Origin of the sequence: Methanobrevibacter sp. (genome assembly GCF_045130115.1) — an archaeon.
Lineage (GTDB): Archaea > Methanobacteriota > Methanobacteria > Methanobacteriales > Methanobacteriaceae > Methanocatella.
On sequence record NZ_JBGUPC010000006.1, the window covers coordinates 33,836 to 47,371 of the forward strand.

Here is a 13,536-nt window from a genome sequence, read left to right on the forward strand (position 1 = left end):
GCCGCAATACGTGTAGTATCCACACCTGGCCGAAAGAGGTATTTTGCTGAGTTTTGACCGCACACTTTGCTATCTTCATAGGTCAAAAATAACGATTAATTCTCATTATACAAATTCCATTAGTACTGCACTGACTATTTCAGTTTTGTCTGAATCAGTTAAGTTAGTGATGTCATAGTCTGATTTTTTAAGGTAAGTTTCTATTGCATCTTGCAGTTCATAGTAATCCTCATCACTAATGATTTCCATTAATTCTGTGTTACTTGTCATGGTTTTCATTACTTCTCTTACAGCGTTAGTCATTTGCTTATTCTTTATGTAGTCTTTATTATTTTGTTCCATAATTTGGTTGAACAATTCTTCAGTAGTTTTTCCAGACATACTTATTTTGATTCTGGCCTTTTTGATTAATGAGGACAGATATTCATCAGTATTTTCAAAATCTTTTTTGTTTTCTAAAGCCATATCTAATGCTAATTTACGAATAACGAATGATTTGTTTTGGTCTTCTTCGTTTAGGTTTTCTTGGCAATAATTATTGATAATGTGTTCTATGTCTGTTTTTGTTTTTCTTGAGGTTATTCTGTCAAAGGCTTCTAATTTTTCATCTACTTGTTCTTGTGTCTGATGAATAAGTTGTTTTAATTCTGCTATTTCCTTATCTTTTTCTTCCATTTCTCTTTGATGTCGGATGTCTTTTTGTTGATTTTGTTCTTCCAATATGTCGATTTTTTCTGTAAGTTCTGTTACCTCTTTTGAATTGATGTGATGTACTTCGGTATCTTTAATGCTTAAATAGGGCACTAGTTTGAAGTATATTTCCCTTAGATAGCTATCTTCACTATCATCTGGTATTGCTTCATATGCTTTTGAATTTGATTCATTTGGCGGCACATGGCCAGTAAATATGCTCACTACATCCATTTCGGTTGTTTTATCAGAATTTAAACTAATATTTAGCATGTTTTTTCTACATGTTGTTGAGAAAAGTTTTCTCATGGAATGTTTCCTAAACTTACCATATACTCCATTTTTGTCTTTTTCATCTCCTAATTGCTTATTTAACCGTTGAAACATTTTTTCAAGAGATCCAATCTTTATTCTTCGATTACTACGATTAGCAAACAGTGGATCACTTGGTTTTAATTCTCCTTTTTTGTCTATTCTTTCTTTTAAGTATTGCCATAAATATTCACTACACTCGGGGGTGTTAAATGTCATGGCTAATTGTGATTTGTCATCTGTTTTTGTAGGCATTATTTCATAACAAGGAATTATTGATTGGGGGTCTTTTTTAAGTAAATTTTCAAGAGTATGTTCTTCGCCATCATCAAAGTATATTTTACAACCTGTTATTAAATCTTTGATGTTTAAATTTAGCATGTCGGTTCCTCGCATACCAGTTGTGGCTAAAAATGCTATTATGGATTTTTCACGAATTCCTTTGCTAATATTCATGGCTTTTTCGACATCTCTCCAAGAAATAATGTCTGATTCTCTAATTCTATCTTTTTTAATTTTTATTTTTGGTGATTTGGGTTTTTGTATATTGTATTCTCCTAATAATGCTCTGTATGTATCTAATTTCAATTTTTTAGTGCTTTCCGCATTTCCCTTTTTGTCTAAATGGTCTTTATATTTTATTTGGTATTCTGTAACTTTCCGGTCTTCTAGATCAAGTATATCTACTAATCCTTCATCATTAATAAATGGTTTTTGTTCTTTTTTCCCAATTTCAACTATTTCTGATGGAGTAACTTTAAGGAGATTATATATCTCATTGAAAATGGTATCATAATTCTTTTTAGCGTTTTTTGTAAGGCTCCTTCGTTTAACCATGAGCATTAATTTGGGGTCTGTTTCGGTAAATTTTATTCTATCGTTATTTTTTGGCATACGTTTTAAATTATGCGTTTTGCGTTATATATATTTTTTGGTAACCCAGACAATAAGATATAGGTTACTCTTAACATGCCAAAATATTAATTATTCTTTTTTTTAAAATTTTTCAGGATAAATGAAAGATTCCTGGAATTATTATAAGTTGTCATCGTTCATTTGCTTTTATCACGAATTTATTAAAAAATTATTTAATAGAATTGAATGATAGGTAAACGATGTTTATTAATTTATTGTAAATATGGGAATGAATGTAAGAAAAAGTTTTATATTTAAAAATATAATTTAATATTATGTTTAATTTAACAAAAAGGGAATTGATTGAATCAATAATTGCATTTATTGTGCTTTCTATTTGTTTTGCTATATCAAATGTCAAATTTGATGTCCATGGATTCATTTCAATTTTGCCTGTTGTCATGATTGGTGCCGGAATTGGATGTGTATCTCATGAGTTTGGGCACAAATTCATGGCTATGAGATATGGTTACAAGGCTGAATTTAGATTATGGCCTATAGGATTGCTGATTGCATTTGTAACCTCATTTTTTGGAATTGTTATCGCATTGCCTGGTGAAGCTCGCATCTATGCTGAAGATCTGTCTGATGAGATAGTTGGGAGAATTGCAGTTGCGGGGCCAATGCTCAATATTGCATTTGGATTAATTTTCATAGTAATTGCCGTTTTGATATATCCTCTTACGCCATATTCCGACATTCTTTATTTCATATTTTTGATTGATGCAGTAGGGTTCTCTGTTAATATCTTTTTAGCCACATTTAACATGCTTCCTTTTTATACACTGGATGGGATTAAAGTTTTTAAGTGGAACATTAAAATTTGGTTTGTCATATTCGCAATTTCAGCAATGCTGATGGCCGTGTCTATAATGATTGGGCCTGAAAACATGGTTAAAATGTTTTTAAGGATATAATATGCTTTTTTGCATGTAGCATTTTTTCTTGAAACATCTTTTTTGACATACTTAATTGATTTTTGTTGTCACATATAGATTTCACAAATTGAATTTTTTGATTCGGTTTTGTAATTTAATTTAATGGCAATAACCTTTACTTAAATTAAATAAAAATCATTAGGGCACTATTTAAATAATTGTATCTTTAATAATTTTATAAGAAAAAATAGATTGATTTAAAAAAATAATTAAAGTAAATGTTTAAACATTTACTTTTTAACTTTAACAGTTTTTTTGACAATTACTTTTCCGGAAAATGCTTTGTATGCCGCTTTATAGGTAACCTTTTTTCCAACTTTAAGCTTTTTAAGCACGGATTTTTTGATGGTTACTTTAGCAATACCTTTTGAATTGGTTTTAGCCTTGTATTTTTTGCCTTTGAATTTGAATATGACAGTTTTACCTTTGGCAACTTTACCGCCTTTTTTCAATTTGGCCTTCAATACAAGTTTTTTTGCGGATTTTTTCACAGCAGTTTTTTTCAATGCTAACTTATAATAAAGGAATTTGCATTCTGAAGTGGTTCCGCCATACATGTCCCTGCCTTTTTCAGCTTTGTTTTCATCAAAGGTACATTTGACAGCTTTGGCGCCATGTTTTTTATCGGCATCATCATACTTGAATCCATATATTGCTCCACCCTTTTTTGCAACATTCTTTTTAAATGTTGAAGACTGGATGGAATTGGTAAAGTATTTGACATCTGAAACCCATTTTCCGTCCTTATAATGACCACTCAGTGCATGGCATTTGAAGTAAACCGCCCCACCATATTTTTTCGCTGTGTTGTAGTTGAATTTGGAATTTTTTATAAAGAGATTTTTACATCCAAATACTGCACCACCTTCATCACCTGCTTTATTCGAATTGAATGTGCAGGAATTGATGTCTATGTGGGAGAATGCATAAACCGCTCCTCCGCCACGGCCATTAGCCTTGTTGTTGGAGAATGTGCACTTGTATATTGTGTCTTTACTCGGTTCAAGAACTGCCTGCATTAAAGTATAAAGGAGGTTTGTATCCTCTGTGGCATTTTTGCCCTCAAAATATTGGTAATAGAATGCTGCACCTTTTACTATTGTCAGTGAAAAGACTGCACCTGCATCCCCTCCTGCTGAATTCTTGTTAAATACAGAATTTTTTAAGGTTAATGCTCCTAAAGAATTAATTGCTCCTCCAGCAGTGTCTGCCTTGTTGTTTGTGAAGGTACAATGGTCAACTGTCAAATCTGCAAAGTTTAATATTGCCCCTCCATAAATTTTGGCGTTACCGTTCTTAAAAATGATATTCTTCAATGTAACTTTGTGAAACTTTAATCCGTCGCCATAATTAATGTTGAAAATTCTGGATTGGCCCATTCCATCAATGGTGTGTCCATTGCCGTCGATGGTTATATCCTTATTGATGAAAACTCCGGTAGTGAGTCTAAAGTCGCTGTTGTACTTATAGTCATTGGCTAGGTTAATTGTACTTCCGGCATCCGCTTTTATGACTTTCAATTGCAGTGATGTGAAGGTTCCATCATCTGTACTGCCGCTATCTTCTGACAGCTGATTTTCATCATTGCTGGATGCTGCTATCTCATCAACTTCACTGTCGACAACAAACTCATTTTCTTCACTTGATAGAGCCGTATCGTTAACCATTGCATCATTAACGTCACTGGCTACCGCACCAGAAACACTAAAAAGCATACAAGCAACCAATAAAATAATCAGTAAGCCCTTTCTTTTCATTTGTCATCTCCTTCAATATCTAAAAATTATTAGAAGTTATTGAAATAACTTCTAAAATAATCCGCTTTCCTCTAAACGTTCTTCAAAGTATTTTGAAGATTTGTCTGCTTTTTCCTTAATAAGCACTGCACAAATAACAGTTGCAATACCAATTCCTAAAAGAATGGCCAATGAAGGGATATAATTTGACCAGACAACTCCAAGCTGTGCTTCACGCAATAGATTGATCGCATACGTCATTGGCATGTATGGATATATGCTTCGGAAGAAACTGCCCATGATTTCGATAGGATAAATTCCCCCGGTACCAGATATCTGAAGTACTAAAAGAAGTACGCATAATCCTTTTCCAACAGTTCCTATAGCCGAAATAATGGAATATATCAGTATCATGAACACCATCGATACCAGTATCGCTGATAAGTAGAACAGAAGATAATTATCGACATAGATTCCAAGTATATGCGCTCCAATCAGTGTTACGCAGGCCTGCAGTATGCTCAATATCACATAGATTAATAGTTTGCCTGAATACATCTCGAATGGGGAATATTTTGTTCCCACACTTGATTTAGGTTCAATCATTACGCAAGTGATTAAAGCACCAACCCACATGGACAATACGATATAGAATGGGGATACGCTTGAGCCATAGTCTGGAACTGAAAATATCTCATTTGTTTCCAGTTTCACTGGTGAGAAGAAATAATCTCCGAGAAGGGTTTCGTTGATTCCGGTAATGCTTGAAAGCGCATCTGCAGATGAGAAAAGAGCAGCTGATGCAGTGAATAATGCTTGTGCTGCAGCATTTGAAAGCATTTCCGCTCCTGCTGCAAGGCTCACTGAACCTTCAGCCAATTGACGAGATCCATCTGCCAATTCTCCGGATTTACTTGCCAGATATACACTACCGTTTGTAATCTGTGATGACCCTTCAGCCAGTTTTACAGAACCGTCTGCCAGTTTGCTTGAACCTTCAGCTAATTGACCACTTCCGTCAGCAAGTTTTGCATTTCCTTCAGCATATTCTTTAACAGGTCCCTCAGGTATTAGAGAGGGATCAACAGTTGATTGAATTTCCTCAGAACCCTTTTCAAGTTCCTCGGATTTTTCTTTAATGAGTTCAGAGTTTTCTTTAATGGTATTTTTACCTTCATCTATTGCAGTAGATTTTTCTTTCAATGTGTTGGATCCCTCTTTTATTTTTCCGGATCCATCTTGAACTTGTGCGGCTCCATCTTGAACTTGGCCGGCACCTGCGGAAACCTGGTCTGCGCCTGATTGAAGTAGTGTTCCTCCGCTAGATAACTGTTGAGCTCCTGAAGCAAGCCCTTCCTGCAATTCACCAAGCTTGCCGTATGCAGCAAGGTTTATAAATTCAACAATCTTTGCATTAAGATTAGTATAAACTGTATTGGCTGCTGTATTTGTCAATTTGGCAGCCACAGGGTTGGCTTTAACGTTAACAACATATTCCAATTTTGCCTGCTCAGGGTTATCCGTCGCAATCGAAACAATGTTCTTACTCAGGTTTTTGGGTATTACTATGCCTGCATAATAATCACCCTTATAGACCCCGTCTCGTAGCTCGTCCTCCGTAACAAATGTCCATTTGAATTTGGTATTGTTCTTCAAGTCCTTAACAAGCTCGTTTCCAACATTTATTTTTTGGTCTTGGAAGGATGTGCCGTTATCGAGATTAGCAATTGCAAATTCCACATCGCCTGTGTTTCCATAAGGGTCCCAACATGCGTATATGTTCAAAAGAGCATAAAGGGAAGGCAGAATAATTATTGCAACCAGTATTAATGTTACTATAGGATTTGAAAATGCTGATTTGAAATCGTTTTTCATTATTTCAATAATATTACTCATGTCTTTTCTACCCATTTTCCACCTCTTCAAATTAATTTTTAAAAATAAATGTTAATTTTACATACCCATTGCTTCTAGCATGGATTGTGCACCTAAAAGAATAATGGCTACTCCACCGAAGATTTCAATATAATCTGCATATTTGATGGCTACTCTTGTTCCATATGTTCCAAGTAATAACCATATGATAACTGCAATAATACTCAATATACTCAAGATGACTGGATCCACATGAGCTACAGCACCTTGTGAAGCTAAAATAAGGTTTTCGATGTTTCCAAAAATTAGCAGTCCTGTGAACGGAGCATAATCTTTCCAATTAACCATTTTATTCACCTCGTTTAGTTTCCCTGATGTGGTGTACTGCATCTCTAATTGAAATAATACCTAAAATCACTATTGCAAGGCCTCCAATGAATGTAATGTAATTGGAGTATTGTATAGCGATATCAGTTGCTACAAATCCAATTATGAGCCAGATAATTACTACAATTATACTTAAACCGCCTAAAATCTTAGGGTTCACACCTTCAACCACTCCTTGAGAAGATAGGATAAGGTTTTCTATATTTCCAAAAATTATTAATCCCACAAAGGGTAAATATTCTTCTAACATTAAAATTCACCAATTATATTTATCATTATGTATATTATAAAATAGTTTCTATTCGTTTTAACTAAAATTATAATATATTTTATAATTAAATAATGATATAAATGGCTTAGAGCATATTTTAATTCAAAGGTGCGAACATGAGAGAAAAAATTACATATGATGATTTAAAGGAACATGAACATCTTTTTTTGCTAGCTCCATCATTTATATTGGGTGGAATGGCAAAAAGGAATTCAAATCTTATAACTAAGTTCAGACCAGCTGTCGAATCACATTTGAACAAATTAAGTGATGATGAAAGGTCCAAATTGCATGTCATATTGGACAGTGATATTGATGATTTGCAGAAGCTGTTGAGGCAGGCATATATCAAGACAAAAATAAGGCAATATGCGATATTGTCCGATCCAAAAAATAGAGATTTCATTGAGCTTAATCTCAACGAATTGAGAAAATTAATCTAAAAAAAAATAAAGTATGGATTATTCAGTTGAATAATCCGTCTAATAATCCTGTTTCATTGCCGGCATCGGTGCTGTTCAGTATATCGGACACTTCGTTTTGATAATTGTTGATGTCCCCTTGCACGTTTTGAATTTGTTCAATGCTTGTTGCAAGGTTTTCGATGTCGCTGTCTGTAATGTTTATGTTGTTTATGACAGTATAGTTGTTGATAATGTTCACGATGGTTGTGTGATCTGTAACATTATTAACTTGCACTTCTTCTTTCACGTCATCAACCAGTTTGGATAGGTCATCAGCATCCACATCTGAGTTTTTGACGATTTCCGCTTGGGTGTATATTTCATTGTTGGCAGCTTCTTTTACAGTTTCCGGAATTTCAACATCGGTTGCCACTTCATATGAATTCATGATTCCTGCAAGAGCGGATTCACCGGTTGCTTCCACAGGACTGGTCACATAAACGTGTCCTGCTGTAATTCCTGCTGATTTTAGGGCAGAAATGTACATGTCCCCTGTAATTGTTGTAATTTTGGATTTATCTACACTAACTTCCAGATCATCATTTTCATTCAAATCCACAAGTGCAGATGAAAATATCTGATCTGATGAGTAAGTTTTTCCGGTAATTGTACTGGAAATCTTGTTTACTTCAGAAGCTGTGATGATTTTTGAATCTACATTTTTAAGGTCAAATCCAGCATTGTTTATGAAAAATGTGTCTACAATATTTTTATAATTTGCATTGTTGTAGGTTGTCTCTCCATATGTTGCTACCACTTGGGTGTCGCTAGTTGAAAATCCTGCTGGAATGAGCATTCCAACAACGATTATGGCTAGCAAAATCATTATCTTGCGCATTAATATCACCTCTTATAATTATGGTAAATTTTAATTAGTTATTTAAGTATTTAAATGTATCTTTTCTGTGTATACAATTTTTGAGTAATGGATAAATTTAATTAAGTTTAGTTAATTTTATATGTTTTCAAATCAAATTTAAACTTATAGTAAATATAATATTTTGCTATGTTTCAATTGGGCATGAAGGAGGTGAAAAAACGAAAACGGATAAAAGATTATTATTTGCATTAATTATTTCAATATTGCTTGTATTTTCTGTAAGCTGCGTATTTGCAGGAGATAATGAAACAATATCTGATGTGGTGAGTGCTCCAAGCGAGTTAGAAGAGATAACGCAAATCCAAGATGATGTTCCGGGTGTCCAGTCTTCTCAATCAGATGAGGGAATCCTTGAAGCAGGGAATAATGTAATTAATGTTCACGTTTATGATTCTTTCAATGAAACAGGCAAAACATGGACGGAAGATGGAATTGAACTTAAGGGAGCTACCGTAAAGTTGTATGAAAATTCTACAAATAAGTTGATTTCAACTCAGACAACCAATAATAAGGGTATTGCAACATTCACAGGATTAGGTTCTCAAATATATAATTTGGAACTTACCTACCTGACATACAATCCGATTTATCTCAAAGGTATTGATTTTACTAAAAACAGCGGTACATTGGACATTAAGGATGTGATGTTTGTTCCAGACATGCTATTATTGGTTGATTACGCTTCTCACAACGAAAAGGTTGACCTGCTGATGAACATGTCAAGGCGTGTTGCATACATCAGTACCACTAACTTCGACGAGTCAAGGGCATGGTTGGCAGAATATGCAAACTACATCCACATTGACATGTTTGCTGAAAACTCAGCGTATAATAGGTTTACAGCGGCATATCTAAAGGAATTGTTGAAAAACTCTCCGGCTAATAGAAACTATAAGGTTGCATATACTTTTGGAGTCTACTCCCAAGAGATATTAAATACAACAGGTATGCATATTATTGGTGCCAATTCAACCAATAACTATTACGATACCATTGAAAATACCTACATTGGATCATATTTCCAGGCGGAAGACATCAAGGACTCAGATGTTCTGGTTAAAAACATGAAGAATTACTTTGATTATGTTCGTTATCTAATTGAACCGGATAAGTATTCCAATCCTACATTGACTGCGGACGGAATTCCTATGATGAGTCCAGAATGTGGTTTTTACCATCCAGATTTGGGAATGTACACTCTTGTCCCTAAACCGGATTTGATTCATGAATGGATTACAACAAATCCGGGTTATACAAAAACACAGGACGGTAGCCTCAATTGGATGAATGAGAACTATCAATATTGGGTTGAGCACACTTTAAACCCTAAAGAATTATTCAACAGTTTTGAAAATAATTTTACTGCTAAGCTTAATCCAGATAAAAAACTCATAGCTATCGCTACTTACTATTGTGGTGGAGATGTTGTTGATGCTTTAATTAGAAGTTATGCCGCAAGCGGTAGACCTGCCTTTAACGTATTCAAGACAAGTACTACTCCTTCAATGTCTTCTATTTTAAACAGCATCACAAATTCCTCAAAAATTGGAATTTCACTGATTACTTCACTATATAGTTGGTCTTTAAGTTATGCTAATGGTTCAGCGGAACCTGATTTGTCTGAAATAGATTTAGCGGTTCTTAAAGGTGTCAATGATATATCAGAATACAGTTATAATTCTGAATTGGGTCCACAAATCGAATGGACATATGCAGTGACCTATCCAAGTTTTGAAGGTGTTTACGGACCTGTAATCCTATCATATGTTGACGGTGCAGGTAAGACTCATGTAATCCAGACCGGTGTGGATAAGATGGTCAAGTTAAGCTGTGGCTGGGCAGATTTAAAGGATTTCGATAATTCTGACAAGACCATAGCTATCGTACTATACAATTATCCGCCAGGTAAAGCTGAAATTGGTGCTTCATACTTGAATGTAACTCAATCCACTTATGATTTAATCGTTAAATTGTATGAGCAGGGATATGATACCGGAGGAGACATCAGGGAAATGATGACTCCACAGGAACTTGAAGAGCGCATTTTCAAAATGGGTAACAAGGGATCATGGGCTTATGGTTTGCTGAAACAGTATGTTGAGGAAAACTATGACGAGCTGGTCAGACACAACCAACTGATTTCAACAAGGGACTTCCGTAATCTGATTAAAGACATTCCAATGAATCTGATTAAAAACATGACCGATTATTGGGGTTCAGGGTTAGGACCGTCAATGGTTTACAATGGTACTGACGAACAGTACATGATCGTTCCGGGAATGTGGTTCGGTAAGGTATTCGTGACATTCCAGCCAAGTAGAGGTTGGGAAGAGCTCAAGACTGTTGAAAATTACCACGATTTGACTCTGCCTCCAACACAATACTATGTATCATTCTACAAATGGTTGGATAAAACCGCAAAGGTAAATGCAATCGTGAATATGGGAACTCACGGAACTCTTGAATGGTTGCCGGGTACTAATTTGGGTGCCGTTGAAGGCGACTGGACATTTGAGCTAACCTTGAATCCGACCCTATATCCTTATATCGTATCAAACCCTGGTGAAGCAATGGTTGCACGTGACAGGATTGCTGCATTGCTGATTACTCATATGACTCCGGCAATGGTAACATCCGGTTTATATGGTAACTATACAGTGTTAAATAATTATATTACATACTATAAGGACCAGGTGGCTCTCAATGTAACTTCAAATGCGGAAGAGTATAAGGCAAAAATCATCAAATTGGCTCCAAGCTTAGGTTTCAGAAACTATACCGAAGCCGAAACATTTGAACAATGGTTGGATGACCTTCACTTGTATCTTGAAGCGATGAGCGATGATTTCATAAGTTACGGTTTGCATACCTTAGGTAAAATATTGACTGGTGAAGAGCTTGTGGAAGAGGTCATTACAATTACAACTTCCCAGACCAAAATCTACACATACATCATGGAACTCCTGTATCCTGAATTAAAGGGATTGAATTTCTATGAAGACATTTCAGGAAATCTGAATTATCTGGTTGAGGCCAGTGCAATCAAGCAGTTCCTAAAGGATTATGTAACAGATTTGGTAAACGGTTCTTCAATAAGTGAATTGACACAGAAATATGGAATTCCAGTCGGATCTTCATTATACAACTCAACATTGTACGCAGCACAGGTAATCGTCAATATTCAAAACAACAATGAATGGAATGCAATATTGACTGCTCTTGAAGGAGGATATGTGAAATCAGGACTCTTTGCAGACCCTTCCTATGGGGATTCAATTCCTACAGGTTATGACGGTTATGCATCAGACCCTACAAGGATGCCTTCAGAGTCAGCTTATGAATCTGCAATCAAGATTGTTGATTTGCTTCTGTCTGAATATTATGAAAAACACGGCAAATGGCCGGAATTGACTTCATTGATTTTATGGGGTACTGAAATATCAAGGACAGAAGGTATTGGTGTTGCCGAATTCCTGTATTTCCTCGGATGTAAGCCTGTATGGGCAGACAACGGCAAGGTCATTGATGTTGAAATGCTTCCTTTGGAAAAACTTACAGTCAAGCTTTCCAACGGCACTGTTGTAAACAGGCCTAGAATTGACGTGTTTGCAAGTATCGTTACAAGCAATAAGGATTGGCTCACATGGATGTTGAAGGCTGTTAAATTCGCAGCATTTGCAGAAGGCGAAAATGCAACCAACAACTTTGTGAAAAAGCATTATGCCGAAAACCCTTCACTTGACAGGTTGTTCGGTCTTCCGGGCAATGTCCTTGAAGGAACAGGTATGTCAACACTTATTCCGAACACAGCTGACTGGGATATAAATACTGTAAATGAGTTTGCAATGGACGTGTATCTCTCAAGGGTATCCTACTCCTGGACAATAGACGATAACGGCAATATTGTAATAACAAATCAAAAGGACAACTTCATATATCTGCTCAACAAGACTGATTTGATTACTCAGAACTTTGACAGTACATGGAGACTCTTCGATTCAGACGATTACTATGACTGGTTTGGCGGATTGTACAATGCTGCTAATATATTGAAAGAAAGGTCAGGTCAGGAAAGGCCGGACACTTCATTTGTAGATATAAGAAGCAAAAACAATTATATTGCAAGAACCTATGAAGAGGAAATCGATTTTGAAATAAGGACAATGCTTTTGAACCCTAAATATTACATGCCGCTCATTACCGGGGGTGGTGCCGGAATGAACTCCTATGCGGCTAGAATCCAAAACATGTTTGGAGGTTTGACAGTAAGTGGAAACAATCTTGATACCCAATTGGGTAATCAATTGGCCAATGAGCTGCTGGGCATGGACGGATATGTCAACAGTGCAACAACAGCATCAGGTTATCAGACTTCACTTGCTTGGATGATTTACCTTGCAGACCAAGGAACCTGGCATACAGACATGAGGACATATAAGGAGCTGGTTGACAAGTATATCGATAACGTAAACAAATATGGTGTAGCATGTTGTCACCACACATGTAAAAACCTTGCTTTCAACGCACAACTTATCCAAATGAGTTCATTGACTCCTGCTGAAAAACAGAAATTCGCAGAGATACTTGCACAGGCAACAAATACTGATCCTTTATATCAAATGCCTGAGGAAGATCAAGGTTCCAACTCACAGCAACAAGGCGGTTCAAGCAGCGGTGATTCAAACTCCGGTAATCAAAACTCCAATGCGCAGCAATTGGTAAACGGAACATCAAATGACAGGTCCAGTAGCAGCGACGGAGGAAGAACTGCCGTTGGTGCAGACGCTTCAGAAAGTGGAGATGCAAGATCTGCCAGTGAACTTTCAAGTTCTTCAAGTTCAGCTTCTGACAGTGGTTCTGGAGATTCAGGTGCTAAGGCATATGAATTGTCCGATAAATCTGCAGCCAAATCTGCAAGTGCAACTGAATCAAGCATGCCGATATTTGTTATCATTGCAATAATTGTTCTGATTGCAATATTCCTTGTCGGATATGTAAGAAATGATGAAGACGAATATGATGATTATTAATTAATCATCAACTTTTTTTTATTTTTTTTAAATTTAGT

General features: G+C 35.8%; 9 protein-coding genes. 3 read left to right on the forward strand and 6 right to left on the reverse strand.

Going from position 1 to position 13,536, the window contains the following annotated elements; genetic code table 11:
* Nucleotides 1-105 precede the first annotated feature (105 nt).
* Entirely contained in the window at nucleotides 106-1,896 is a 1,791-nt protein-coding gene (locus ACJMML_RS01040) for a tyrosine-type recombinase/integrase (RefSeq protein WP_405305581.1), read from the reverse strand.
* A gap of 296 nt (nucleotides 1,897-2,192) precedes the next feature.
* Here ACJMML_RS01040 and ACJMML_RS01045 point away from each other — a divergent pair, with 296 nt between their 5' ends.
* Nucleotides 2,193-2,834 (forward strand): site-2 protease family protein, encoded by a 642-nt coding sequence (locus ACJMML_RS01045; protein ID WP_405305582.1) that lies wholly within the window; start codon nucleotides 2,193-2,195, stop codon nucleotides 2,832-2,834.
* A gap of 251 nt (nucleotides 2,835-3,085) precedes the next feature.
* Here ACJMML_RS01045 and ACJMML_RS01050 read toward each other — a convergent pair whose 3' ends face one another.
* Genes ACJMML_RS01050 through ACJMML_RS01065 form a run of 4 tightly spaced genes read right to left on the reverse strand, consistent with a single transcriptional unit; the run spans nucleotide 3,086 to nucleotide 7,103 of the window.
* Entirely contained in the window at nucleotides 3,086-4,612 is a 1,527-nt protein-coding gene (locus ACJMML_RS01050; RefSeq protein ID WP_405305583.1) for a pectate lyase-like adhesive domain-containing protein, read from the reverse strand.
* A 51-nt stretch (nucleotides 4,613-4,663) separates the two neighbouring features.
* Complete coding sequence (locus ACJMML_RS01055; protein WP_405305584.1) at nucleotides 4,664-6,502, reverse strand: YhgE/Pip family protein; 1,839 nt, start codon at nucleotides 6,500-6,502, stop codon at nucleotides 4,664-4,666.
* Between the two features lie 42 nt (nucleotides 6,503-6,544).
* Nucleotides 6,545-6,814 (reverse strand): hypothetical protein, encoded by a 270-nt coding sequence (locus ACJMML_RS01060; RefSeq protein ID WP_405305585.1) that lies wholly within the window; start codon nucleotides 6,812-6,814, stop codon nucleotides 6,545-6,547.
* A gap of 1 nt (nucleotide 6,815) precedes the next feature.
* Nucleotides 6,816-7,103 (reverse strand): hypothetical protein, encoded by a 288-nt coding sequence (locus tag ACJMML_RS01065; RefSeq protein ID WP_405305586.1) that lies wholly within the window; start codon nucleotides 7,101-7,103, stop codon nucleotides 6,816-6,818.
* 137 nt (nucleotides 7,104-7,240) lie between these two features.
* On the opposite strand from ACJMML_RS01065, the gene ACJMML_RS01070 reads away from it, so the two are divergent.
* The gene (locus ACJMML_RS01070; RefSeq protein WP_405305587.1) at nucleotides 7,241-7,567 is read left to right on the forward strand and encodes a hypothetical protein; all 327 of its coding nucleotides are present in this window, start codon (nucleotides 7,241-7,243) and stop codon (nucleotides 7,565-7,567) included.
* A 22-nt stretch (nucleotides 7,568-7,589) separates the two neighbouring features.
* Here ACJMML_RS01070 and ACJMML_RS01075 read toward each other — a convergent pair whose 3' ends face one another.
* Nucleotides 7,590-8,426: a DUF1002 domain-containing protein gene (locus ACJMML_RS01075; protein WP_405305588.1), complete on the reverse strand. Its 837-nt coding sequence runs from the start codon at nucleotides 8,424-8,426 to the stop codon at nucleotides 7,590-7,592.
* Between the two features lie 242 nt (nucleotides 8,427-8,668).
* Here ACJMML_RS01075 and ACJMML_RS01080 point away from each other — a divergent pair, with 242 nt between their 5' ends.
* On the forward strand, nucleotides 8,669-13,498 hold the full coding sequence (locus ACJMML_RS01080; protein ID WP_405305633.1) for a cobaltochelatase subunit CobN: 4,830 nt from the start codon (nucleotides 8,669-8,671) through the stop codon (nucleotides 13,496-13,498).
* Nucleotides 13,499-13,536: the final 38 nt, after the last annotated feature.

Coding starts and splice junctions, on each gene's coding strand:
- ACJMML_RS01045 (WP_405305582.1), top strand. CDS start 2,193: ATGTTTAATTTAACAAAAAGGGAATTGATTGAATCAATAATTGCATTT.
- ACJMML_RS01070 (WP_405305587.1), top strand. CDS start 7,241: ATGAGAGAAAAAATTACATATGATGATTTAAAGGAACATGAACATCTT.
- ACJMML_RS01055 (WP_405305584.1), bottom strand. CDS start 6,502: ATGGGTAGAAAAGACATGAGTAATATTATTGAAATAATGAAAAACGAT.
- ACJMML_RS01060 (WP_405305585.1), bottom strand. CDS start 6,814: ATGGTTAATTGGAAAGATTATGCTCCGTTCACAGGACTGCTAATTTTT.
- ACJMML_RS01050 (WP_405305583.1), bottom strand. CDS start 4,612: ATGAAAAGAAAGGGCTTACTGATTATTTTATTGGTTGCTTGTATGCTT.
- ACJMML_RS01075 (WP_405305588.1), bottom strand. CDS start 8,426: ATGCGCAAGATAATGATTTTGCTAGCCATAATCGTTGTTGGAATGCTC.
- ACJMML_RS01065 (WP_405305586.1), bottom strand. CDS start 7,103: ATGTTAGAAGAATATTTACCCTTTGTGGGATTAATAATTTTTGGAAAT.
- ACJMML_RS01040 (WP_405305581.1), bottom strand. CDS start 1,896: ATGCCAAAAAATAACGATAGAATAAAATTTACCGAAACAGACCCCAAA.